This window comes from Actinokineospora sp. PR83, assembly GCF_021056305.1.
Taxonomy (GTDB): Bacteria; Actinomycetota; Actinomycetes; order Mycobacteriales; family Pseudonocardiaceae; genus Actinokineospora; species Actinokineospora spheciospongiae.
The window spans coordinates 111,449-135,066 of record NZ_JAJCXD010000123.1; the positions used below are offsets into that span (position 1 = coordinate 111,449).

The 23,618-nt window shown below is 71.1% G+C and carries 24 protein-coding genes; 13 read left to right on the forward strand and 11 right to left on the reverse strand.

Annotation, left to right across the window (positions count from 1 at the left end; all coding sequences use genetic code 11):
- Positions 1-17: 17 nt before the first annotated feature.
- From L6E12_RS31985 to L6E12_RS32000, 4 genes are all read left to right on the forward strand, one after another.
- Positions 18-1,163, forward strand: coding sequence for a hypothetical protein (locus L6E12_RS31985; RefSeq protein WP_236231653.1), 1,146 nt, complete (start codon positions 18-20; stop codon positions 1,161-1,163).
- Positions 1,164-1,165: 2 nt separating this feature from the next.
- Entirely contained in the window at positions 1,166-1,690 is a 525-nt protein-coding gene (locus L6E12_RS31990; RefSeq protein WP_236231654.1) for a hypothetical protein, read from the forward strand.
- An 81-nt stretch (positions 1,691-1,771) separates the two neighbouring features.
- The gene (locus L6E12_RS31995) at positions 1,772-2,182 is read left to right on the forward strand and encodes a cold-shock protein (RefSeq protein ID WP_236231655.1); all 411 of its coding nucleotides are present in this window, start codon (positions 1,772-1,774) and stop codon (positions 2,180-2,182) included.
- A 2-nt stretch (positions 2,183-2,184) separates the two neighbouring features.
- On the forward strand, positions 2,185-2,694 hold the full coding sequence (locus L6E12_RS32000) for an MOSC domain-containing protein (protein ID WP_236231656.1): 510 nt from the start codon (positions 2,185-2,187) through the stop codon (positions 2,692-2,694).
- A 330-nt stretch (positions 2,695-3,024) separates the two neighbouring features.
- On the opposite strand, the gene L6E12_RS32005 is transcribed toward L6E12_RS32000, so the two are convergent.
- The gene (locus L6E12_RS32005) at positions 3,025-3,831 is read right to left on the reverse strand and encodes a Scr1 family TA system antitoxin-like transcriptional regulator (RefSeq protein ID WP_236231657.1); all 807 of its coding nucleotides are present in this window, start codon (positions 3,829-3,831) and stop codon (positions 3,025-3,027) included.
- A gap of 204 nt (positions 3,832-4,035) precedes the next feature.
- Here L6E12_RS32005 and L6E12_RS32010 point away from each other — a divergent pair, with 204 nt between their 5' ends.
- From L6E12_RS32010 to L6E12_RS32030, 5 genes are all read left to right on the forward strand, one after another.
- Positions 4,036-4,878 (forward strand): helix-turn-helix transcriptional regulator, encoded by an 843-nt coding sequence (locus tag L6E12_RS32010; RefSeq protein ID WP_236231658.1) that lies wholly within the window; start codon positions 4,036-4,038, stop codon positions 4,876-4,878.
- Positions 4,879-4,880: 2 nt separating this feature from the next.
- Positions 4,881-5,060, forward strand: coding sequence for a DUF397 domain-containing protein (locus tag L6E12_RS32015; protein WP_236231659.1), 180 nt, complete (start codon positions 4,881-4,883; stop codon positions 5,058-5,060).
- A gap of 112 nt (positions 5,061-5,172) precedes the next feature.
- Positions 5,173-5,343 carry a hypothetical protein gene (locus tag L6E12_RS32020; protein ID WP_236231660.1) on the forward strand — a complete coding sequence of 57 codons (171 nt, stop codon included), beginning with the start codon at positions 5,173-5,175 and terminating at the stop codon, positions 5,341-5,343.
- Positions 5,344-5,474: 131 nt separating this feature from the next.
- Positions 5,475-6,008 carry a DUF3558 family protein gene (locus L6E12_RS32025; RefSeq protein WP_308075418.1) on the forward strand — a complete coding sequence of 178 codons (534 nt, stop codon included), beginning with the start codon at positions 5,475-5,477 and terminating at the stop codon, positions 6,006-6,008.
- A gap of 444 nt (positions 6,009-6,452) precedes the next feature.
- Positions 6,453-7,280, forward strand: coding sequence for an acetylxylan esterase (locus L6E12_RS32030; RefSeq protein ID WP_236231661.1), 828 nt, complete (start codon positions 6,453-6,455; stop codon positions 7,278-7,280).
- A 214-nt stretch (positions 7,281-7,494) separates the two neighbouring features.
- Here L6E12_RS32030 and L6E12_RS32035 read toward each other — a convergent pair whose 3' ends face one another.
- From L6E12_RS32035 to L6E12_RS32050, 4 genes are all read right to left on the reverse strand, one after another.
- Positions 7,495-9,681 carry a LuxR C-terminal-related transcriptional regulator gene (locus L6E12_RS32035; RefSeq protein ID WP_236231662.1) on the reverse strand — a complete coding sequence of 729 codons (2,187 nt, stop codon included), beginning with the start codon at positions 9,679-9,681 and terminating at the stop codon, positions 7,495-7,497.
- Positions 9,682-10,010: 329 nt separating this feature from the next.
- On the reverse strand, positions 10,011-10,487 hold the full coding sequence (locus tag L6E12_RS32040; RefSeq protein WP_236231663.1) for a hypothetical protein: 477 nt from the start codon (positions 10,485-10,487) through the stop codon (positions 10,011-10,013).
- A 17-nt stretch (positions 10,488-10,504) separates the two neighbouring features.
- Positions 10,505-11,152, reverse strand: coding sequence for a hypothetical protein (locus L6E12_RS32045; RefSeq protein ID WP_236231664.1), 648 nt, complete (start codon positions 11,150-11,152; stop codon positions 10,505-10,507).
- Between the two features lie 233 nt (positions 11,153-11,385).
- Complete coding sequence (locus tag L6E12_RS32050) at positions 11,386-12,975, reverse strand: class I adenylate-forming enzyme family protein (RefSeq protein WP_236231665.1); 1,590 nt, start codon at positions 12,973-12,975, stop codon at positions 11,386-11,388.
- Positions 12,976-13,099: 124 nt separating this feature from the next.
- On the opposite strand from L6E12_RS32050, the gene L6E12_RS32055 reads away from it, so the two are divergent.
- The 3 genes from L6E12_RS32055 (at position 13,100) to L6E12_RS32065 (ending at position 16,562) form a co-directional block, all read left to right on the forward strand.
- Positions 13,100-13,510, forward strand: coding sequence for a hypothetical protein (locus L6E12_RS32055; protein ID WP_035286141.1), 411 nt, complete (start codon positions 13,100-13,102; stop codon positions 13,508-13,510).
- 68 nt (positions 13,511-13,578) lie between these two features.
- Positions 13,579-14,436, forward strand: a complete 858-nt coding sequence (locus L6E12_RS32060) for an alpha/beta hydrolase (protein WP_236231666.1) — start codon at positions 13,579-13,581, stop codon at positions 14,434-14,436.
- Positions 14,437-14,936: 500 nt separating this feature from the next.
- Entirely contained in the window at positions 14,937-16,562 is a 1,626-nt protein-coding gene (locus L6E12_RS32065) for an ATP-binding protein (RefSeq protein WP_236231667.1), read from the forward strand.
- A 51-nt stretch (positions 16,563-16,613) separates the two neighbouring features.
- Here the strand turns inward: L6E12_RS32065 and L6E12_RS32070 are convergent, their stop codons facing one another.
- From L6E12_RS32070 to L6E12_RS32080, 3 genes are all read right to left on the reverse strand, one after another.
- Entirely contained in the window at positions 16,614-17,138 is a 525-nt protein-coding gene (locus L6E12_RS32070; protein WP_236231668.1) for an ATP-binding protein, read from the reverse strand.
- Positions 17,139-17,444: 306 nt separating this feature from the next.
- Entirely contained in the window at positions 17,445-18,968 is a 1,524-nt protein-coding gene (locus tag L6E12_RS32075; protein WP_236231669.1) for a S8 family serine peptidase, read from the reverse strand.
- A 237-nt stretch (positions 18,969-19,205) separates the two neighbouring features.
- Positions 19,206-20,054, reverse strand: coding sequence for a DJ-1/PfpI family protein (locus L6E12_RS32080; protein ID WP_236231670.1), 849 nt, complete (start codon positions 20,052-20,054; stop codon positions 19,206-19,208).
- 38 nt (positions 20,055-20,092) lie between these two features.
- Between L6E12_RS32080 and L6E12_RS32085 the strand changes: the two genes are divergently transcribed.
- Positions 20,093-21,052, forward strand: coding sequence for a GlxA family transcriptional regulator (locus tag L6E12_RS32085; RefSeq protein WP_236231671.1), 960 nt, complete (start codon positions 20,093-20,095; stop codon positions 21,050-21,052).
- A gap of 288 nt (positions 21,053-21,340) precedes the next feature.
- Here the strand turns inward: L6E12_RS32085 and L6E12_RS32090 are convergent, their stop codons facing one another.
- The 3 genes from L6E12_RS32090 to L6E12_RS32100 all read right to left on the reverse strand — a co-directional run bounded on the left by L6E12_RS32090 (position 21,341) and on the right by L6E12_RS32100 (position 23,329).
- A complete protein-coding gene (locus tag L6E12_RS32090; RefSeq protein WP_236231672.1) occupies positions 21,341-21,757 on the reverse strand; it encodes an ATP-binding protein in 417 nt (138 codons plus the stop codon).
- A 240-nt stretch (positions 21,758-21,997) separates the two neighbouring features.
- The gene (locus L6E12_RS32095) at positions 21,998-22,147 is read right to left on the reverse strand and encodes a hypothetical protein (protein ID WP_236231673.1); all 150 of its coding nucleotides are present in this window, start codon (positions 22,145-22,147) and stop codon (positions 21,998-22,000) included.
- A 228-nt stretch (positions 22,148-22,375) separates the two neighbouring features.
- Positions 22,376-23,329, reverse strand: a complete 954-nt coding sequence (locus tag L6E12_RS32100; protein ID WP_236231674.1) for an LLM class F420-dependent oxidoreductase — start codon at positions 23,327-23,329, stop codon at positions 22,376-22,378.
- Positions 23,330-23,618: the final 289 nt, after the last annotated feature.

Consider the following 23,618-nt stretch of genomic DNA (forward strand, 5'->3'; position numbering starts at 1 on the left):
ATGAGGGGTGCACAGGCATGACAGCAGGGGACATGACAGCGGGGATCGCCCCGGGCATCACCCGGGAGCGCGCGGAACCGCGCACCGCGACCGGGACGGCGACGGCGAGCCGGGGGCTGCCCACGGCACTGGCGCTGCTCACCGGGTCGCTGCTGACCCTGGTCGGGCTGACCTGGGACGTGCAGTGGCACACCGACGTCGGCCCGGACACGTTCTTCACCCTGCCGCACCTGTTCCTGTACGCGGGCAGCGCGGTGGCGGGCCTGGCCAGCCTCGGCGCCGTGCTCGCCGCCACCGCCGGTCAGCGCGCGGGCCGCGACCCGGACCCGGTCGTCGGCGGCAGGCCGATCGCGGTCCTGCGGGTGTTCTCCGCCCCCATCGGCTACCTGGTCGCGGGCTGCGGCGCCGCGTCGTTCCTGCTCTACGGGCTGTGGGACCAGTGGTGGCACGGGCTCTACGGCTTCGACGCGGTGATCGACTCGCCGCCGCACATCGGGCTGCTGCTGTCGGTGATGGCCACCCTGGTGGGCACCGTGATGGTGTTCGCCGCGGCGTACCGGCAGACCTGGGGCCGGGTCGGCACCGTCACCTCGCTGGGCATCCTCGCCGCGTTCAGCACCATCGTGGTGCTGGGCTTCAGCAACGTCGACGGGCCGGTCGACGCGGTCAGCGCCGCGCTGTCCTGGCTGATGGTCGTGCTCGTGGTCACCGCGGTCGGGTTCGCCCGCAAGCCGGGCCTGGCCGTCGCGCTGGCCGTCGCGCTGGGGATCATCCAGGCCGTGGGCTGGTGGTTCTCCCCGTGGGTCACGCACGTCTACGCCGACGCGGTGGGCCTGCCGATCCGCGACTACATCCGGGGCGTGCCGGTCATGCCCGCGCTGATGCCGATGGGCCTGGTCCTGGTGGCCGCGCTGGTCGAGGTGTTCGCCGTGGCCGCCCGGCGGGGCAACCGCTGGCTGCCCGCGGTGGCCGGTGCCCTCGCCGGTGGGCTGGTCGCCGGGTTCCAGGGCGTGCAGAACGCCTGGGTCTACGGCTACGCGGTGCCGCCGGTCGGCGACCTGGCGCCCACCGTCGTCGCGGGTGCGGTGCTGGGGCTGCTTGCCGGGTTCGTCGGCTGGCGCTTCGGCCGGATGCTGCGCCTCGTCAACCCCGGGAAGGCCTGATCGTGCGCCGGATCCTCACCGTCCTCACCGCCGTGCTCGGGCTCGTGCTGGCCACCGCGCCGCTCGCGCAGGCCTACGAGCCGGTCAACGTCGTGCACACCGAACGCGTCCAGGTCGGCCCGTACGCCCTCGACGTCGGGTTCAGCGCCTGGCCGGTGCGCGCCATGCAGTCGCTGGACTGGACCTTCGCGCCGGTCGGAGGCATCGCCGACAAGTCCGGCACCCTGTCGATGACCGCCCCCGACCAGGGCAAGGAGGCCCGGCAGCGGCCGTTGGCCCGGCACCCGCGCAAGCTGGAGGTCTGGGGCCTGGACATCAAGTCCCTGGACTCGCCGGGCACCTGGACCCTCCGGTTCCGCATCGATGGCCCGCAGGGGCCCGGGGAGGGTGCGCTGACCTCCCTGAACGTGCTCGACCAGCCCGGCCCGCCGATGGCGCTGAGCTGGTCGCTGAGCACGCTGCCGCTCGTCGGGCTGGTGGCTTTCCTGGCCGTCGCGTGGCGCCGTACCAGGTTGGTGGCACAATGAGCCCACTTGTTCGTTCATGGGTGGCGCGCGGTGGTCCCGGTTCCAGGGGTCCGCGCCGGTTGACGTGATGCGGTGGGTGAAGTGGCGACAGGCACAGTGGTGAAGTTCGACCAGGTTCGCGGGTACGGGTTCGTGGCCAACGACGCGGGCGGGGACGACATCTTCCTGCACGTGAACGACCTGGAATTCGACAAACACCTGATCAACGCGGGTTCGGTGGTCGAGTTCGAGGTGGAGGACAGCCCGCGCGGCCCGAAGGCGTTCGGCGTCAGCCTGGTCCGCCGCCCCGACGCCGCCCCGAGCACCCCCCGGATCTCCACGGCCGCCGACGGCGACGAGGTCCTGTGCGACTTCATCCCGGCGAGCGAGTTCTCCACCGAGGTCACCGAGGCCCTGCTGGGCTCGGTCGGTTCCCTCACCGGCGACCAGCTCGTCGCGGTCCGCCGCGCCATGATCAAGCTCGCCGAGGGCCACGGCTGGCTCGGCGACTGACGGTGCGGGTGGAGGCCCTGCTGGTCTCCCCCGTCCACGCCTACGAGGGCCGCCCCACCGAGCCGCCGCGCCCGGACCCGGCCCCGCTGTCGGTCCCCCGGGCCGAGGTGCACGCGCACCTCGGCTTGGCGGGCGACCGCTACCACAACCGCGAAGCCCACCGCCAAGCATCGGTGACGGTGTTCTCGGCGGACGCCCTGGACGAGGTGGCGGCCGAACTCGGCCTGCCCCACCTGCCGGTGGAGAAGACCCGCCGCAACATCATCCTGCGCGGCTTCCCGGTCGACGACCTGGCGGCCACCCGCGCGCGGGAGGGTGCGGTGTTCAGCCTCGACACCGGCGCCGGTCCCATCCGCTTCCAGGCCCACCGCCCCGCGCACCCGTGCCGGTGGATGGACACGCAACTTGCCCCCGGCGCCTTCAAGGCCATGCGCGGCCGAGGCGGAGTCCGTTGCGCCCCACTGGATTCCGGCTTCCTCGTCCCAGGCCCGGCGACCCTGCTCGTGCCCTGACCCACCAGCCGCCTGCCGCCCCACCGGCGCAGCAACGACCAGCCACTCCGAACCCCACCGTGCGCACCGGCCGACCACCTTCGCAGCCGCAGGCCCGGCTACGCCAATGCCTGGGTGGGTGGATGTGCTTGGGTGGGGGTAGCGATCATGTGCAAGCCTGCTTGGGCTGTGGGGCATCTTTTCGCCCCACTCGGTCACACTGGGCGCATGATCGGCGTAGGGGCCCCGCCCGAGCAGATCCACCCGCCCGGGCACCAGCGACAAAATCCCGGGCTTTAACCAAGACACGGCCTGGCGCCGCTGTTCGCACCCCGCACCGGCGGCGTGCCGTCACGCGCCCCCGCTGAGAGGCAGCAGGTCGCGCAGGATCGTGGTCGTGTCCCGTTCTGGCCGGGCGAGTGCGCGCAGCTCGGCCAGCAACGCCGCCGTGGCCGTGGTGGAATCCGCGCGCTCCAGGACGATGCTGGTCGTGTGGTGTTCGATGTGGACAACCGGCGGGAAGTTGTCGATCTCCAGCACCCGGAACGCGGATTGGCGCGGTGCGGAGCGCGGCAGGACCCGCACCCGCTGCGGCTCGGCGAGCAGGTGCCGCAACTGCGCCTGCCGCACCTCGCCCGGCAGGTCGTGGTCGTCGAGGACCCGCGCGGGCACGAGGTACACGGACTTGCGCCGGGTGTCCGGTTCCGGGCGTTCGAGTTCCCGGGGCTGCCGCGTGGCGTGGTGGTAGGCGGGGGTGCGCAGCGCAGCCGGGAGCAGGTCCGGTTCGTAGGTGGTGATGGTGGTGGCCAGGGCTTCGAGGTCGCGCACCGGGTCCGGCCCGTCGTGGCCGTGGCGGATGATCCAGTCGGTGCGGTCGGCGGTCGCGGCGAGGCGGTAAAGGACCTGGCGGTGGTCGGGGCGGATGTCCAGGAGCGCGCACAGCCCACCGATCTCCAGCGCGGTCGGCACCCGGCGCCCGGTCATCACCCGGTTGACCATCGCCGCGCTCATCGACATCTCCCCGGCCAGCTTCCGGGTGGTGTACCCGCGTCGGCGCCGGGCGGTGTCGAGCCTGCGCGCCAGGATGAGCCCGCGCAGCGTCTTCGCCCGGATGGTGTCGCTGTCGGATCGCGGTGCCCGGTGAAGGGGTGCGGTCATCGGAGTGTCAGAAGCTGAATTCTGTTTCACCGGGTGGATTCCCGGATCGGGGCCTATCCGCATGTTGTCACCTGTTTCTGATGTTGACCACTGCATCGGTTGCGCTTGGGGAGAAACGTTTTTGCCCGCCTGCGGGTACCGAGCGTATGGTCTTGACCGCAGTGACAGAAAGTCGAACGAAGAATTGCTGATTGGGGGAGTGGAATGGGTGGCAAACACCGGCCTGCAACGCCGCGCGATCGTGCCCTGGGAGCCGAGCTGCGCGCGATCCGGGAGTGGAACGAACTGAGCCTGGCGCAGGTGTCCAGGGCCATTCAGTGGAACGTCTCCACGCTGAGCCGCCTGGAGCGCGGGCAGCGGCACATCTCGCCGGAGGCCGTCATGGGCCTGGCCGTGGTCTACAAGCTGCCACTGGAACGGCGGGACGAACTGGTCGCCCGCGCCAAGGAACCGGCCACGCTGGGCTGGTGGGACCGCCCACCCGCAGGCGTGCCGAGTGACCTCGGCGCTCTGGCGTCATACGAGTACGAGGCCATTCGCATGACGCATTGGAGCCCCGGTGTCATCCCGAGCATGTTGCAGACCCCGGCCTACGCGGAGGCGGTCATGCGGGACTTGGGCGTTCCCGAGCACGACGTCCACCCGCGCCTGCGGGCCAGACGGCAACGGCAGGAGCTGCTGAACTGGCACGAGGTCGACTACACCGCCTTCATCGGGACAGCGGCCCTGCGCAACCAGTTGTGTCCGGCCAAGGACTTCGTCGCCCAACTCCGGCACCTGGTCGTCATGGCGAACCGCCAGGGGGTGGACGTGCGATTGGTCGAATCGCCCACCTCGTTCGCCATCGGCGGGTGGTACCTCCTGAACTTCGACCGATCCGGACCGGTGGCGGTGGTGGAGCACCTGGGTTCGTCGACCTTCCTCTTCGACAAGGAAAGCGAGCCCTACACGGCTGCCCGGCAGAAGCTCGATGGCCTTGCCTTGTCGGTGCGGGCAACGCAGGATAGGCTTGAGAAGATCATCGAGCAGCGGATTGTGGGGAAGTGACCATGCGCGGTGAACCCTTGCGGTTCAAGAAGTCCCGGCACTCCGGTACCCAGGACTGCGTGGAGGTCGCCCACACCCTGGCGTACCTGCGGGACAGCAAGCGGGGCGCCGACGCGGTGCTGCTGCGCGGCGACGCCGCCGCGCTGGTTGCCTCCGTCAAGGCGGGCCGTATCTCCCGGTAGAGCACGCAAGGTGAACCCTTGCGCGTGACAGGTCAACTTTTCACAGTCTGATACAGCTCACCCTCGTGCCCTGTGCGGTGACCCATGAGTCCATGGGTCGTCGCCTCGGGGGGTGCTGGTGTACATCGATGAGGGCGACTCCATCGCGCTCGAAGCCATCGGCAAGTCGGTGGACACCTTCGCGGGCGCCGCCGCAGCGGGCCAATTCGCCGTCAACGAACACGGCGGCGACGCCCTGCGCAAGGCGATCCGCAAGATGACCGACTGGATCGACAGCACATGAGGTGAACTGGGCTACTCGGAGCAGGAGCCGAAGTCGGGGAGCAGCAACGCGGACAAGCTCGCGTGAAGGGTGAAGTGCCGGTGAAGCGTGCTGTCCTGTGTGCGGCGTTCGCCGCATTGCTCCCGTTGACCGTGGTCGCGTGTTCGACGCAGACTCCGGGTCGTGCTGTCGCCGATCAGGACGTGACCCCGACTGAGGGGTCTGACGAGCCGACCACGTCGCCCAGAACGACCAGTTCATCGCCGAGTGGTGACGGTTCGTTGAGTTCTGTGGACCCGTGTGAGTTGCCGACCCCATCGATGAAGACGACGTTGGGGCTTACCACAACGCCTGAGTCCCGGGATTCGTCGTCTTCCAGTTTGTGTCAGTGGCAGGTTGGCGATGGTGAGATTGCGGACCGCTACAACTTCGGGATCGCTGTTTTCCTGAAGCTCGGTGTTGATGAGGTTGTCGCCGTCGGTGAGAAGAAGGAAGTCAAGATCAATTCTCGACGTGGCGTTCAATCACTTCGGGCGGGTGGCAGTGTGTGTGCGGTGTCGATCGAGGTGACCGCGACGTCGCGGGTGGACGTGCAGGCGACGGGGGCGGGCAGCAACGACGGTTCGCGGCTGTGCCCGAGGGTGCCGGCGGCCGCCGAGTTGATCGAGCCCGCACTGCCGAAGTGACCGCCACCCCGCCTCGCAAGGGCGGAACCGCGCGCCGCCTCAACCACCCCCGATGACTGAGTCACCGCGCCACGGGCGGGTGGGAGCATGGAACGAGCGACAGGGATGAACGACGGGTGAACCACTGTGGACAGCGCAGGGTGATTTTCGGCTTGGAATATCTGCCTGGTTTTCGCTTGTGCGGCAATGGGTGTCGGTCCAACTAAAATGGATCTTGGACACGGTGGGCGGTCTTCGTCGCGCCACCCTCCGGGTAGTGGCGATTACCCGTCGTGAAATCGGTCGCGGTAATGGTGTCCACGCCGTGACGAGAAGCTGAACAATTGCCCACGCCGAGGGTATTGGCGGCCGGATACGCAAATAGACGTATGTCCAGTTCTTCGTGGATCTGTCGATACTCGGGGCAAGCGCACAGCGCGGTTGTCTACAGAGGAGTCACCCAGGATGAAGAAAAGGTTCACGCTGCTCGGTGTGGTCGCGATCATGGCCGCCCTCGTGCCCACGTCAACGGCCGCCGCGGCGACCGACTGCTCGTCGGTATCGACGGGCTGGGCCGCGCGGGGCCCATTCGCGGTCACCGTCGAGACAGGCGCGCCGGACACCACCATCTACCGCCCGGCGAGTCTGGGGGCCTGCGGCACGTACCCGGTGATCGTCTGGGGCAACGGCACCGGGGTGGGGCCGAACACCTACGACGGACTGCTGCGCCACCTCGCCTCGCACGGGTTCGTCGTCGCCGCGGCGAAAACCGCCAATGCGGGAAGCGGCCGGGAGATGCTGGCGGGCCTGGACTACCTGGCGACCCGGAACAGCACCCCCGGCGACGTCTACGCGGGCAAGGTCAACCTGACCAGGGTCGGCGCGACGGGGCACTCGCAGGGCGGCGGTGGGGCCATCGCGGCGGGCGCCGATCCGCGGGTGGACACCGTGGTGCCCATCGAGCCAGGCCCCCTCGGCGACGTCGCGAAGCTGCACGGCCCCGCGTTCTTCCTCGCGGGCCAGGACGACAACGTCGTCCCGGCGGAGACGCTGGTCTACCCGCGCTACCAGCGGGCCGACCAGGTCGCGGCCGTCTACGGCGAGCTGGCGGCCGCGACGCACCTGACCGCCACCGGCGACGGCGGCGGCTTCCGCGGTCCGGTCACCGCGTGGTTCCGGGCCCGGCTGCTCGGCGACCAGCGGGCGGCCGCGCAGTTCGCGGGCGCGAACTGCGGGTACTGCGCCGCCGACATCTGGTCTCGCTTCGAGCGGAACGCGAAGGCGGGCGGCTGACCGGAGGCCGTGCGGCGGGTCGCGTGGCAGGCGGGGTGTCGCTCGGAGTCCACAGGGGACGACACCCCGCCCGGTTTCGCGAGCGCACCGGTCACGACGGGCAGGACCTCGACCGGGATCGGAGCGTTGTGCGATCCCTGAAGGTCGGACCGTTTCCTTCGCCGCGTGAAATGCGTTCACCGCGCGTCAACCCGGTGTTTGGGATGCGACCGGCTCATGTTTCCCGCTGGGTGGTCGTCCAGACAGCGATCTGGGCCCGGTTGGCCATCCCCAGCTTGCCGAGGATGTTCTGCACGTGCGTCGTGGCCGTGCGCGGCGAGATGAACAGGGCGGCGGCGATGTCGCGGTTCGTGAGCCCCTGGGCGATCAGGCCGGTGATCTCGAGTTCGCGCTTGGTCAACTCGGACCTCGGTTCCGGCAGGATCCCGACGTTCCCGACGTGTGGGGCGAGGGCGCAGTCCCTGGCCTGTTCCACGGTCATCGCCCGCCCCTCGCCGAACGCGGCGGTGAACGGCTCCGCGCCCAAGGCTGCCCTGGTCCGGTCCACGTGCTCGCGGTGCTGCCGGGGGACCGCGCGCTCCGCGGCCACGCCCAGCCTGGCCCAGGCGCCCGCCGCGGCGCCGAACAGCCGGGCCGCCCTGCGGTGGTCGTACTGGCTGGAGGCGACCCAGGCGAGGACTTCGAGGAAGTACGCCCGGTCGAACGGGCTGTCGATCGCCTCGGCGTGGACCAGGCCGTCCCCGGCTGCCTCGGCCGCCCGGTCGGTGTCGCCGGACAGCAGTTCCAGCGTGGCCAGCCCGAACAGGGCGACCGGGCGGTAGCCCTCGCAGCCGGACTCGCACAGCATGGTCACCTGGTGGATCGCCGCGCGGCCGGTGCTCAGGTCACCCGCCAGCGCGGTGGCGACCCCGTGCAGGAGCAGCGGGTACACCTGCCCGCGGCGCAGGCCCCGCGCGCCGAAGATCCGCGCCGCCGTCGCGGCCAGCGCGGCCGCCCGGGGGTCGCCCCGCAGCAGCGCGTGCAGGCTCCGCGCGGAGATGACATGCGCGAGCAGCAGGTCGTCGCCGTCGTCGACCGCCGGGTTGCCTGCCTGGTCCAGCAGCGCCTGGGCACCGTCGAGGTCGGCCTGCCACAGGGCGTGCAGCGCGGCGGTGCCCAGCGCGTACACCCGGCCGGGGCAGTCCGGCGCGGTGGCGGCCAGCGCCCGCTCCAGCCACCGCCGCGCCTGGTTGCTCAGGCCGCGCAGCCTCCAGTACTCGGGCAGCCGCGCCGCGATGCGCAGCGCCACGGCCGACTCCCCTGGCTCGGCGAGCGCGGACTCCAGCGCCGCCCGCAGGTCCGTGTCCTCCCGGCCGAGCAGGGCGATCCAGTCCCGCTGCCGCGGGCCTGGCCAGTCCGCGTCGGCCTGGGCGGTGAGCCGATCGATCCGGTCGAGGCGCAGCCGCGCGACCCTGGCGCGGTCACCGCTCGCCGTGAGCCGTTCCTGGCCGTACTGGCGCAGCGGCTCCAGCATCCGGTAGCGCGCCACGGCGCTTTCCCCGCTGTCCTCGTCCGCCCGGGTGAGCACGGACTTGCCCAGCAGGCTGTCGACCACGTCCAGCACGGTGTCCGCCGCCACTCCCTCGCCCGCGCACACCCCGACCGCGGCATCGAGGCAGAAGGAGCCGCGGAACACCGAGAGCCGCGCCCACACCGCGTGCTCGGCCTCCGTGCACAGGCCGTGGCTCCAGTCGAAGGCGGCGCGCAGGGTCCGGTGCCGTTCCGGCACGGTCCGGCCACCACCGGTCAGCACGTCGAAGCTGTTGGCGAGGCATTCATCGATCTGCCGCGGGGACAGCACCCGCAACCGCGCCGCGGCCAGCTCGATGGCCAGCGGCAGACCTTCCAGCCGTCGGCACAGCCGACCCACGGCGACCAAGCCGTCCTCGCCGATCCGCATCGACGGGAGCACGGCTGAGGCCCGGTCGAGGAACAGCCGCACCGCGTCGCAGTCGTCCAGGTCGGCGGCCGACAGCGCGTCGGGCGGCGGCGCGGGCAGGGGCCCGACCGCGAGCACGTGCTCCCCGTAGACGCCCAGCGGCTCTCGGCTGGTCGCCAGCACGCGCGCGCCCGGGCAGGAGCGCAGCACGGCGTCGGCGAACTCCGCGCAGGCGTCGACCAGGTGCTCGCAGTTGTCCAGCACCAGCAGCGCGTCCCGTTCGTGCAGCGCGTCGAGCACCAGGTCCAGGGCGGGTCGAGCCAGCCGGAGCCGTCTCGCCACGGCCTCGGGCAGCAGGGCGCCGTCGGTCAGCCCGGCCAACTCCACGAAGACCGGCGCGCACCCGGGGCCGTCCTGCCCGCCCAGGCCCGCCCGCCTGGCCAGCCTGGTCTTGCCCACCCCGCCAGGACCGACCAAAGTCACCAACCGGCACTCGGCGAGAAGAAGATCGATTTCCGCCAGTTCGCGTTCCCGACCCACGAAACTGGTCAATTCGAGATGGTCCTGGCCGGCCCTGTCGTTCGGCATGGCGTCGTTCGGCATGACCACACACTGGGTCACGCGCGGCGACAGCGCATCGACAGAATTACGTAGGGAACGCTTCCGCAGTGGAATGTCGATCATCAGTGGTCGAGCGCGGTGAATGATCATGTGGCAATGTCGCCATGGCTCCGCCTTTTCCCTGCCGGATGAATGTGACGGCGCGCACAGGGGCCGTCTGCCCTGTGCGCGCCGCTGGTCGGCGGTGGGGCTCAGTTGTAGATCGGGAGGACCTTCAGATCGACCTGTGTGGTCCACTGGATGCCCTGGCCGGGCTGGTTCTGCGTGATGTAGACGGGGAAGGTGTGGTTCTTTCCGTCGGCGGCGACCACCGTGCCGTTGATGACGTCCGCGTTTCCGTGGAAGTTTCCGAATTCGTACACCCGGCTGATGAACGTCACCTTGAAATTCTTGTACGATTTGTTGTTGGGACAGCCGATCTCGATCCGCCCGTTCTTGGTCGTTCCCGCGAGGTATGCGTCGATTCCGTCCTGGTCGGGATGCGGGTACACGCCGCATTCCGTGGGAGCTTGGACGCATTCGCCGTTCCCGGCTCCGGAGCAGGTCCTCGGCGGTTCCTCGGCCTGCGCGGGAGCGGCCATGGCCAGTGTCGCCACGACGGCCGCGGCCAGGGCGAACGGGGGTCGAGACCTGGCTGTCATCGTCGCCTTCGCCGTCGCTGTCCTCATCGTCAAAACTGTCCCCTTCACCACGTGTACTGCTCGTTCACCTTGCACGGGCTCGCGGGAGAGCAGGCGATCCGCCAACCCTCAGCCTCGACCACGTCCATCTCGAAGTCGCCTTCGAGCCCTTCACGGGTGGCGGTGCGCGTGCTGCCCTGCACCTGGCAGCGGTAGTACGAACCGGTGGCGGACACCTTGAAATAGGTCGGCGTCACGGTCAAAGCGGGCCCGAGGGACGTGACCTTGATCGAATTGGCGGTGCTGTAGGTGACCGTGGTCCCGTCGGTGTGCGTTGTGGCGGTGCTGTAGGTGACAGAGGCGTCTGCTCCGGCTTCCCCGCTGCTCAACGGGATTTTGCCGAGGCTCACCTTTCCCTGGACGGAAAGGCCCTGCTGGGTCTGCACCTGCTCGGTCTGAGCGGTCGTGTCCGTGGCGGTGAGGGTGGCCGAGCTCTTCTGGCCGACGCGCTGCGGTGTGCCCGCGTTCGCGGTGTAACGGCGGACGCCGTTGTCCGCGACGGGGTACAGCACGCCGTCGCAGTTGTTCCGCTTGAGGTAGTCGACGCTGGGCATGAGATCGGCGCTGTCGCCGAGCGCGAAGGCCGGGGTGGGAAACGCGACGGCCGCGGCCACTCCGGCGGCCACCATCGCGACGAATGCTTTTCCTCGCATCGAAGACGACTCCTGTCATCGGCGAATGAATTGACTGGCGACGGTCGTCAATGGAAATTGTCGACTGTGCGGCCGTGTCGCTCGGACGTTATCAAACCGACTGTCGGGAAAATCGGTTCATGAGCGAAGTCACATGTGTGGATGAATTTGCGCCGCAGTGTGCGGGAAAAGGATCTGTCAATACGTGGATGTGCGTATTCTTGTTCTTCCTGTTCAGGCATCGCGGGCGGTGGCTACACCCGGCCACCGCCCGCGGCGTCCGGGTCCGTGAACCGGTTCCGCAGTTCGCGCTTGAGGATCTTGCCCGCCGCCGAGTGCGGGATCGACTCCACCAGTCGGACCTCGCGCAGCCGCTTGTAGTGCACCACCTGCGCGTTGATCGCCTCCTGGATGGCCTCCGCCGTCACCGACCCCGTGCGCGGGACCACGAACGCCACCGGCAGTTCCCCGGCCAACTCGTCCGGGCGCCCCACCACCGCCGCGCCCAGGACGTCCGGGTGGGCGGCCAGCAGTTCTTCCAGTTCGCGCGGGTAGACGTTGTACCCCTTGTAGAGCAGCATGTCCTTCTTGCGGTCGACGATGAACAGGTACCCGTCCTCGTCGACCACCCCGATGTCCCCGGTGTGCAGCCACCCGTCGACCAGGACTTCGGCGGTGGCTTCCGGGTGGTTGTGGTAGCCCTCCATGACCTGCGGGCCCCGGAGGCAGACCTCGCCGCGCTCGCCCGGGGGCAGGGGGGCGCCGCCCTCGACCGGTTCCACGCGGACCTCGGTGTCGAACATCGGCACCCCGACCGAGCCGACCTTGCGCACCCCGGACCGGTGCGACGGGGCACCCGTGGCGCCCATCGTGACCTCGGTGAGCCCGTAGCCCTCGGATACCTGCGCGTGCGGCACCAGGGTGCGCAGCCGCTCGATCATCTCCACCGGCATCGGGGCCGCGCCGGAGGCGACGGTGCGGACCGAGGTCAGGTCGCGGGTGGCGCTGTCGGGGTGGGCGAGGAGGGCGGCGAACAGGGCGGGGACCCCGCCCATGGAGGTGACCCGGAGGCGTTCGGCGTCGGCGAGGTAGGCGGCCGGGTCGAGGCGGTCGTGCAGGACGAGCGTGGCGCCGGTCAGCACCGGGGCGTTGAGGCCCGCGACGATGCCCATGGCGTGGAACCACGGGGTGAGGTTGATGGCCACGCCGGTGCCCAGGCGGACCGGCCACTCCTCCGGGTCGCCCACCTGCTCCAGGGTCAGGCCGCCCTCGTCGTCGAGCCGGGGCAGGGAGCCGGTGTGCCAGCAGGTGTACTGGAGGGTGTTGGCCACCACGTTGCGGTGGGTGAGCCGGACGCCCTTGGACACGCCCGTGGTGCCGCCGGTGTAGGCGAGGTGGGCCAGGTGGGTGTCGACGTCGCAGGCCACCCGGGGCGGGGCGGTGGGCATGTCCTCGCCCAACTGGGGGACGTCGGCGGCGGTGAGGGTGAGGTCGACCTCCGCGTCGGCGAGCTGGGCGCGGGCGGCGTCCTCCGGGAGCAGCGGGTTGACCGGGACGAACGCGGCGCCCGCGAGCAGGGTGCCGTAGTAGGCGACCGGGAAGGCCAGGCAGTTGGGCATCCGCAGCGCGACCCGGTCGCCGGGGGAGATGCCCCTGGCGCGCAGGCCGTTGGCGGTCCGGGCGGCGGCGGCGCCCAGCTCGGCGAAGGTGATCGCGTCGTCGCCGTGGGCGAAGGCCACCCGGTCGCCGTAGCGGCGGGCGGAGCCCAGCAGGATCGCGCCCACCGCGACGTCCGGGTACTGCAGCGAGACGGGCATACCGGGCGGGGCGATCCTGTTCGGCATCGAGCCTCCCAAGTGGACAGTGCCGTCGTCGGCGGCCCCGATCGACTTAACACGATCGCCGGGGGGCGCACAACCCCGCGAACGGCTCCACCCGAGGGGTGATCGTCTCCCGTACGCTGGTGCCATGCATTCGACTTGGGCCGACCTCGCCGCGTACGTCCGCGAGGAGTACGAGGTCATCGAGGAGCGCGAGGACGAGATCCGCCTCGAGTTCCGGTTCGAGAAGTACGACGAGGAGGACGAGCGCAGCCAGATCGTGGTGCTGCTGCGCGAGGTCCTGGACAACAAGCACGAGTGGGTGCAGATCGCCAGCCCGGTCGGCCTGGCCGCCTCGGTCGACCTGGCCGCGCTGCTGCGGGAGGTGGGCCACGGGTCGATCGCCTGCGGTGCGGCGATCATGGGTGACCACGTGGTGCTGCGGCACTCGCTGCCGCTGCGCGACCTCGACGTGCACGAGTTCGACGACCCGTTGGCGTTGCTCGCGGGTACCGCCGACCAGATAGAAGAGATGTTCTTCGGGGGCGACGGCTACTGAGGCCGCGCGCACAGGTTGCGCACCTACCCTGGCGGCGGTTGGGCCGTTCGGGTGAGAGGAGTGCTCCGGTGCGGAGAGCGGGTCACGCGGTGGTCGCGGTGGCGGTCGTCGTCGGGTTGGGTGTCGGGCTGACCGCTGCCGCGCCCGCGCCGCCCGCCGCGGAACTCGGACCCGCGCCCACCCTGGCGGGCGTGACGGCCGCCGTCGGTCCCCACGCCGTGACCACCGCCGCTGTGCGGCGCGCGGACGTGACCGGGTTCGGCGGCGGCGTGCTGTTCGCCCCGGCCGACACCGCGGGTGGCCCGTACCCGGTGGTGGCCGTCGCCCCGGGGTTCCGGGAGGGTGCGGCGGCGCTGGCGTGGCTGGGGCCGCGACTGGCCTCCCGGGGGTTCGTCGTCCTGCTGATCGACACCCTCGACCCGGACGAGTTCCCGGACGCCCGGGCCGCCGAACTGCTCGCGGCCATCGACTGGGTGGTGGCCGACAGCCCGGTGCGCGACCGGGCCGACCCGGCGCGCGCGGCGGTGCTGGGGCACTCGATGGGCGGTGGCGCCGCGCTGGAGGCGGCCCTGGCCCGGCCCGGGCTGCGCGCGGCGATCCCGATGGCGCCGTGGGACCCGGCCGCGGACTTCGCGGGCGTGCGGGTGCCGACCCTCGTGCTCGCCGCCGAGGACGACACGATCGCGCCCCCGGTCGAGCACGCCGAGCGGTTCTACGCCTCGCTCACCGCCCCCGCCCGGGCGTACGCGCTGCTGCCCGACCGCGACCACGACTTCTCGAACGCCCCTGACGACCTGACCGCCGGGTTGGTGATCTCCTGGCTCGGGCGCTTCGTCGACGGAGATACCCGTTACACCCGTTTACTCTGCCGGGGAACGCTTTTCGCTGCGGTGGCGTCCCAGCAGGACACCTGTCCTGCTCCGTGATCAGCACAGTCCACCCAGGACGATCAAAAGCCCGGGGAACCGGATTATCGGCCGAACGGCGTTCGGTGATCCGCTCGACATCGGGCCGAGACGGGGTTACCGTCGAGTTTCTCACTCTTTCGAGTGAACGTAGTCGGGGTTACTCTTCCGTAGGAACGGAGGTGTTGCGTTTTGTTGGGGTGCAACGGAACCGGTCCTCGCCCGAGGTTGTACCGTAAGCGTCTCAACGGATCCCCCACCTCGACCCAGACCATTCCCATGCGGACGGTGCCCGGCGTGATGCCCCCACGCGGACCGTCCGGCCGCCACCGGGCGGCGGCTCGACCACCCGGGCACCGCGCCGCCCGGCCGAGCCGCCCCCCGGCGGCATCCCCGCGCCCCGCCCCGGCGGCGGGGCCGCGGCACACCGACGCCGCCGTGGGCCCGGCCGGTGCCCGGCCGTAGGCTTTCGCGCGATCAGGCGGGTACGCCCGCGCGGCGCGAGGCTTAGGACACCCCGGATGAGCGAGCACCCGTCCCGACCCCGGCGGTCCGGGCTGACCCGCTGGTCGCTGCGGCGCCGGTCGACGGTGGCCTCGGTGCTGCTCGTGGTCGTCTTCGCCGCGGCCATCGCCGCGGTCGCCGTGGCCATCAACGACCTGGACTCGACCAGGGCGCGGCTGCTGGACCGGCTCGGACCGCTGGTGATCAGCTCCGAGCAGCTCACCACCGCCGTGGTCGACCAGGAGACCGGGGTGCGCGGCTTCGCCATCACCGTCCGCCCGGAGTTCCGCACCCCCTACGACGAGGGCCGGGCCCGCCAGCGGCAGGCCGAGGCGGAGCTGCGGCCCCTGCTCACCGACCTCCCCGGGATCGAGGCGGAGTTCGACGAGGCGATGCGCCGCGTCGAGGTCTGGCGCGCGGAGTACGCCGAACCCACCATCGCGCAGGCGGCGGCGGGCAGGCTCACCACCGACCCGGAGGCGGGCAAGGTCCTGTTCGACCGCGCGCGCTCGACGCTGGACGCGGTGCGCGCCGACCTGGAGCGGGAGCGGGTCATCGGCCGCGAGGCCCTCAACGACTCCGCCACCGTGCTGGTGCGCACCTGCGTGATCACCCTGGGGGCGCTGCTGCTGCTCGTGGTGGTCGCCTCGGTGCTGCTGCGCTCGGCCGTGGTGGCCCCGCTGTCGCGGCTGAGCCACCAGGTGCGACAGGTCGCCGACGGCCGCTTCGGGCACCGGGTGGAGGTGACCGGGCCCGCGGAGATCGCCGGGCTCGCCGAGGACGTCGACGTCATGCGCGCCCGCATCCTCTACGAGCTGGAGGTGCTGCGGCAGACCAATACCGAACTCGACGTCCTCAGCGCCGACCTCAAGCGCTCCAACGCCGAGCTGGAGCAGTTCGCCTACGTCGCCTCGCACGACCTGCAGGAACCGCTGCGCAAGGTCGCCAGCTTCTGCCAGCTCCTGGAGCGCCGCTACTCCGACAAGCTCGACGACAACGCCCGGCAGTACATCGGCTTCGCCGTCGACGGCGCGCGGCGGATGCAGGTGCTGATCAACGACCTGCTCTCGTTCAGCCGGGTCGGGCGGCACACCGGCAAGCACGCCGACGTGCAGGTCGCGAACCTGGTCGAGTCCGCGCAGCGCAACCTGGGCGCGGTGCTGGAGGAGACCGGCGCGACCGTGGAGGTGCCCGCCGAGCTGCCGGTCGTGCGCGGCGAGGTCCCGCTGCTGACGGCGGTGTTCCAGAACCTCATCGGCAACGCGGTCAAGTTCCGCGCCGACGAGCCGCCGGTGGTGCGGATCGAGGTGGAGCGCGACGGCGACGAGTGGGTGTTCTCGGTGTCGGACAACGGGATCGGCGTCGAACCGCAGTTCGCCGAGCGGGTGTTCGTGATCTTCCAGCGGCTGCACGGCAAGGACGCCTACCCGGGCACCGGGATCGGCCTGGCCATGTGCCGCAAGATCGTGGAGTTCCACGGCGGCCGGATCTGGCTCGACACCGAGCGCGCCGAGAGCGGCGAGCGGGGCACCACGATCCGCTTCACGCTGCCGGTGATCACCCCGCCGGAGCCGGAGGAACCCGCCGTGGAGCCGGAACCGGCCGTCGAGCCGGAGCCTGCCGCCGTCGAGCAGCAGGCCTGAACGGGCACCGGGCAGGTGGCGCGGTGCGCCGCCTGCCCGGGGTGTCGGGGGTCAGCGCGCGCGGGCGGGCTCGTCCGCGGGGGTGCGCTGCTCGGGCGCCCACGCGGACGGCCGCGTGGCGCGCTCGCGCGGGAACCGGGCCGTGAGCGTCGTGCGCCCCGCGTCGTGCGACAGCTCGACGTCCTCGGCGAGTTCCTCGATGACGGTCAGGCCCAGGCCCCGGGTCCCCGGCGCGGCGGGCCAGCACCCGTGGTCGGCGACCAGCGCCACGATGTCGTCGGCGTTGGCGTGCACGGTGATGGCGACCAGGCCGCAGTCGTCACCCTCGAGGTAGCCGTGCTTGATGGAGTTGGACACCGCCTCGTCGACCACGGCCACCACGTCGCGGCGCTGCTCCACGCGCACGTGGTGGGCGGCGAGCCAGGCGCTCACCCGGTGGCGGACCAGGTAGAGCTGGTCGCTGTCGGCCGGGACGATGAAGGTCAGCACGCCGGTGTCGCGCAGCTTGCGCTGCGGTCGCGGGCGGCCGGGGGAGATCGGTCGGCTGGTCGCTGGGGCTGGATCAGACGCGGGCACGCGTCCCCCTCTCTCGGACGGGAAATGTCCGGTTCACCCGGTGCATCGCCGCAGGTTACTTGAACGTTCCTGTCCGTTTTCCGCGAGCGTGACCGGCTTGTTAACCCATCATTCAACGAATCCGGCGTCGATGCGACCCCCTCGGCGGTGCGAAGCGGTGTATTCGCTGGTCAGGCTGCACGTAATATTACTGTGATCCATGTCCGACCGGGGTCTGCGTGACCACCAGAGGGGCTGAACGGCAACAGCTCACCTCCCCTGCGCGGGGGAGGTGAGCTGTTGGTCGGATGATCGGATCCCAGGGGGTCAGCGGGCCCAGAGGGCCTGTCCGGCGGAGCCGTAGAGGACCAGGTTCGAGTCGTTCTGCAACACCAGCCGGGTCGCGGCGGACCGCCAACTGTTCGTCGCCCACAGCGCCCGGCCGCCCGAGGCGTAGAGCACGACGTTCCCGTCCTCCTGGAAGACGGTGTACGCGCCCGGGTTGCCGTGGGTGCCGGTGTGCCACCACGCCTGGTTCGCCTGGGTGTAAAGCACCAGGTTGCCGTCGGACTGCATGTCCAGGTGGTAGCGGCCGTCCGCCGAGCGCAGCGACTGCCCGGCGTCCATCCGCTTCCCCTTGGCCAGCGTGTCGCCGAGCGAAGGGCTGGTGATGGCCCCGGTGTAGAGGAAGCGGTTCGGGGAACCGGTGCCCGCGTTGCCGACCCTGCCCTGCACGGCGGAGCCGAGCAGGGTGTCGGTCACCTGCTGCGGCGACAGCGCCGGGTTGGCGCCCAGCACCAGCGCCGCCGCGCCCGCCACGTGCGGGGAGGCCATCGAGGTGCCGCTCATGACCGCGGTGGCGGTGTCGCCGCCGGAGCCCGTCGAGGTGATGTCGGAACCGGGGGCGAACAGGTCGACGCAGGTGCCGTAGTTGGAGTAGGTGGCCCGGCCGTCGGTGCTGGTGGTGGCGCCGACGGTGATCGCCTCCGGAGTGCGCGCGGGCGTCTGGCCGCAGGCGTTGGCGCTGGAGTTGCCCGCCGCGATCGCGTAGACCACCCCGTCGGCGATGGAGGCGCGGATGGCGTTCTCCAGGGTGGTGTTGGTGCCCGGGCCGCCGAGGCTCAGGTTGGCCACCGCGGGCCCGGAGACGTGGTTCTGGGTGACCCAGTCGACCCCCGCCACGACCTGCGCGAAGCTGCCGGAGCCCGCGCAGTCGAGGACCTTGACCGCGGTGAGCTGCACGCCCTTGGCCACGCCGTGGGTGGCACCGCCGAGGGTGCCCGCCACGTGCGTGCCGTGTCCGTTGCAGTCGGTGTTGTTGCCGTCGCCGGTGGTGTTGGTGCCCCAGGTGGCCCGGCCGCCGAACTGCTGGTGCGAGGTGCGGATGCCGGTGTCGATCACGTACGCGCGCACGTTCCCGGCGGTGTTGGGGTAGGTGTAGGTCCCGCTCAGCGGCAGCGCCTGCTGGTCGATGCGGTCCAGGCCCCAGGTGGCGCCGGTCTGCGTGTCCTGGGTGGTCACCACGCTGTTCTGCTCGACCCGCTCCACCGACGGGTCGGCGGCGAGCCTGCGCGCCTCGGCCTCCGACATGTCGCCCGCGAAGCCGCGCACGGTGCTCTGGTAGGTGAACCGCACCTTCGCCCGGTGCTTGCCCGCCAGCGCGCCGACCAGGTCGCGCACCGGGCGCTGGCGGGTCGCCCCCTCCTTGAACACGACCAGGTAGCTGTCCTTGATCGCCCCCGGCTTGCCCGCGCCCAGCACGTCGCCCTGCGCGGCGGCGCTGGGCACGACCGCGAACGCGACACCGACCCCCGCCACGACGGCCACGCCGAGGCCCAACAGTTTGTTCACGCGCGCGGTGAGAGGACGCGGCATCGGATCTCCCTCGGAACAGGACAGGCGGGGCCCGGTGGACCCCCACTCGGCTCCCCAGGAGGAGCAATCACCTGAATACCCTGCTCAATGGCGCGTTTCTGCACCCCTTGGACCCTTGTGGACAGACGGGTTGGCGTGTCTGCGCGCACGTTCCGCACGCACCTTTGTGGCCGGATGGCAAAAGTGCCGCCGGTCGGCGCGCGGAACCGCGGCTCACACCGCGGCGGCGAGGCGTTTCGCGGCGCGTTCGATGACCTCGACGTACGGTCGGGTCATGGCGGCAGCGTTGTCGAGCGCGCGCCGCGTGAGTTCCGGGCCCGCCAGGTCGGGACGGCCCACGCCGAAGAGCGGTTCCGGCGCGTACTCGCTCTGCAACTCCATCTCGCGGGCGAAGTCCTCGCCGTAGAACTCCCTCGCCAACCACAGCCCGGCTTCGATGCTGCCGGTGAGGGGGCCCGCGGTGATGCGGTTGCGGTCGACGACGACGTTGCCGTCCGCGGGCACCGCCCCGAAGTGGGTCAGGAGGTCCTTCTGCTGGAAATTGCACGTGGCGCGATAGCCCCGCAGGAGTCCGGCCGCGCCCAGGAGCAGCGTCCCCCCGCAGTTGCCGCCCACCCAGCGCGCGCGGCTCCCCCGGTCGGCGAGGAAATCCAGGGTTTCCTCGTCGTCGAACATTTCCGGGGCCACCGCGCCGGTCCACAGGACGTCGGGGTTCTCGGGGCACTCGGCGAAGGTCGTCGTCGGCCGGGTGGGGTACGTCGGGAACCCGATCACCTCGTCCAGGTCCTTCCACACCAGGTGGACTTCGGCGTTGGGGGTGGTCCCGAACAACGTGTGCACGCCGATGATGTCGGCGGGTATGTAGCCGGGGCAGACCAGGATCGCCACGGTCACCGGCGGGAACTCGGAATCGGATGTGAATGCCTTTGTCGGATCTGACACGCGCACGCCCCTTCGAGGGTGGATTGGACGACCGGTCAGGCAGGCAGCCTGGTCGGACGAGGTGCCGGTCGATTCCTGATCGGTCGTGCCGATCACGCTAATGATCGACGCACTCGCCATCGAGTGGCAGCTCTGCCAACATGTGTTATTTTCCTGCCATGCAGGCTGCCGCGCGGCCCGTCACCGGGGTCGACGACATCGCTGTCCTGGCCCTCGACGGCGTCGTGACCTTCGACCTCGGTGTTCCGCTGCTCGTGTTCGGCGCCTTGCCCGACCGCTACCGCCTCACCCTGTGCGCGCCCGAACCGGGAGCGGTGCCCACCATCGACGGCTTCTCCCTGGGCGTCGACCGCGGACTCGACGAACTGGTGCGGGCGGGCACGGTGGTCGTGCCCGGGTACGACGTGGACCGGCCGGTTCCCCCCGCCGCCCTGCGGGCGCTGCTGCGGGCCCACGCCGCGGGCACCCGGCTCGTGGCGATCTGCTCCGGTGTCTTCGCCCTGGCCGAAGCGGGCCTGCTCGACGGGCTCACCGTCACCACGCACTGGCGGGCGGCGGACCTGCTGACCCGGCGGCACCCGGCCGTCACCGTGGACCCGGACGTGCTCTACGTCGACAACGGCCAGGTCCTGACCTCCGCGGGCGCGTCCGCCGGGCTCGACCTCTGCCTGCACGTCGTCCGCCGCGACCACGGCGCGGCCGTCGCCAACACCGCGGCCAGGTTCGCCGTCGCCGCGCCGCACCGGGCCGGTGGCCAGAGCCAGTACATCAAGCACTCGATGCCGCAGACCTCCGGGCAGTCCCTCGCCAGGACCCGCGAGTGGGCGCTGCGCCACCTCGGCGACGACCTGTCGGTCCGCAGGCTGGCCGAGCACGCGGCCCTGTCGGAGCGCACCTTCGCCCGCCGCTTCGTCGAGGAGGCGGGCGTGTCACCGGCCCAGTGGCTGCTGGTCGCCCGGATCGACCTCGCCAAGCACCTCCTCGAATCCGGGCACAGCGGCATCGACGAGATCGCCCGACGCGTCGGCCTGGGCACGGCCGCCAACTTCCGGGCCCGCTTCCGCAAGGCCACCGGCACCAGCCCGACCGCGTACCGGCAGGTCTTCCGGCAGCGCTGAGGCGCGGCTGCCCGCCGGGCCCGCGGTTCTCCGGGTGGTGCCGGGGAGCTAGGCCGTGACCTCAAAGTCCGGGATTTTGGGGGGCGTGCCCGGGTGGGTGGATCCGCTTGGGCGGGGCCCCTACGCCGATCATGTGCCCAGTGTGACCGAGTGGGGCTGAAGAGATGCCCCACAGCCCAGGCAGGCTTGCACATGATCGGCTCCCCCACCCAAGCAGATCCACCCACCCGGGCATTTCCGTAGCCGGGCCGGCGGTTGCGAGGTGGTCGCCTGCTTTGAGGACAGGCGCTAGTCCCGGTGGGGCACGTGGGCGAACACCGTGGTGTGCCCGTCGGCGACGCTGAGGTCCATCCGGTCGGCGATGGTGGCGATCATGGCCAGGCCGCGACCGCGCACGCCGTCGACCGTGGGCGGCTTCCAAGTGCCCCGGTCGCGCACCCGCACCTCGACCCCGCTCGCGTCGTGCACGGCGGTGAGGCTGATCGGGTCGGGGTGGGGGTTGTCGCCGTAGGCGTGCTCGATGGCGTTGGTCAACGCCTCGTCGACCACCAGGACGACGTCCTGGCGGGTGCCGGTGCCCACCCCCAGCCCGGTGAGCCACCGGTCCAGGGTGACCCGCACGTCCGGCAGCGCGGCGGCGTCGGCGGGAACGGCGAGCGCCAGTTCGGCGGGCGCGGCACCGCGATCGGTGTCCGTCGTCGTCATACCGCCCCTTCCCCGAGCACCCTCACCCGCGCCGGGGACATCCGCACCGGTCTTCGGGCTCCGAACATGGCGTCGCGGTTGCGCACCCCATCGTTACCAGGTCACCGGTCACCCGATCGGTGCGAATCGGGCCGGGACGCCGAGGGAGGTGCGGAGTGCAACCTGCGAACGGACGCCTGCGGGACGGGTGCTGTCGGAACGCCGTCGTTCCGGCAGCACCCGCCCCGCAGGCGGAAATCCTCAGTGGACGGTGAGTTCGTCGGCGTCGATCGGCTGTTGCAGCGGATCGTCCGAGATCGGGGTCACCGGTCCCAGGACACGCGGTTCCAACTGCTGCATGCCGACCGCGCCGAGCATGACGACCAGGGGAGTGGCGAGTGCGATCCACATGGGACGGTGACCTCCAGCTCGACGGCAGCTCTACCCGTTACTTACCCCGAACGGCCGCACCTCACACGGTCGCGGCTGTGCGGAGTCCAACAGCGGAAACGGTTTCACAACCCCGATCACCGGTCGCGGTGCGCCGAACGACGACGGGGCGCGTGCGCGGTCCGGGTTCCCACCCGCCCGCGCACGCGCCCCGCCCACCAGGTCGGCCGCGCTGGACCGCTCGCCGGATCAGCGGAAGGCCGGGATGACCTCCTTCGCCCACACCCGGAAGAACTCCTCGTGGTCGGACCCGATCTGCTGCACGTACACCTCGTCGGCACCCGCGTCCACGAACTCGCGCACGGCGCCCACGTGCCGGTCGACGTCCGGCCCGCACACGATCTGCTCGGCCACCGCGTCCTCGGTCACCAGGCTCGCCGCGTCGGCGAAGTCGCGCGGGCGGGGCATGGTCTGCGCGAGCTGGCCCGCCAGGCCCTCGTTGCGCCAGAGCCGGTGCGCCGTCGCCCGGCCCGCCGCCTCCGTCTCCGCCCAGCACACCTTCATCCCGGCCTGCACCGGCTTCGTGCCACCACCGGACATGCGGAACGTGCCGATGAGGTCCGCGTCCGGCATGACCGTGCAGTAGCCGTCGCCGATCCGGGCCGCCAGCTCGGTGGCCTGCGGGCCGAAGCCGGACACGTAGATCGGGACCGGCTCCTCCGGCACGGTGTAGAGGCGTGCCTCCTGGACCTCGTAGAACTCGCCGTGGAAGGACACCTCCTCGCCGGTGTGCAGCTTGCGGATGACCTCCACGGCCTCCTCCAGCATCGCCAGCCGAACCCCCACCGACGGCCATGCGTCACCCAGGATGTGCTCGTTGAGCGCCTCGCCGCTGCCCACGCCCAGGGTGAACCGACCACCGGTCTGCACGGCCGCCGTCGCCGAGGCCTGCGCGATGATGGCCGGGTGCACCCGCACGGTCGGGCAGGTCACCGCCGTGGTGATGGGCAGCGACACCGCCTCCGACAGGGCGCCGATGACCGACCAGACGAACGGGCTCTGGCCCTGCTCCTCCAGCCACGGGTGGAAGTGGTCGGAGATCCACAGGCGCTCGAACCCGGCCTCCTCGGCCAGGCGGGCCTGCCGCACCAGCTCCTTGGGGCCGAACTCCTCGCAGGACAGGAAGTAACCGATGCTCACCATGGCCCCCGGGTACCCCGCGGCGCGGGCTGAAACCGGCCTGGTGTGCGCTCGGGGTTCCGCTCGGCTGTGCCTCGGTCGTGAAGCCCGGGGTTTTGCCGCTGGTGCCTGGGTGGGTGGATCTGCTCAGCCGTGCCTGTGTATCAAAGCCCGGTCGTTCGTCGGTGGTGCCCGGGTGGGTGGATCCGCTCGGGCGGGGCCCCTACGCCGATCATGCGCCCACTGTGACCGAGTGGGGCTGAAGAGATGCTCCACAGCCCAGACAGGCTTGCACATGATCGGCACCCCCACC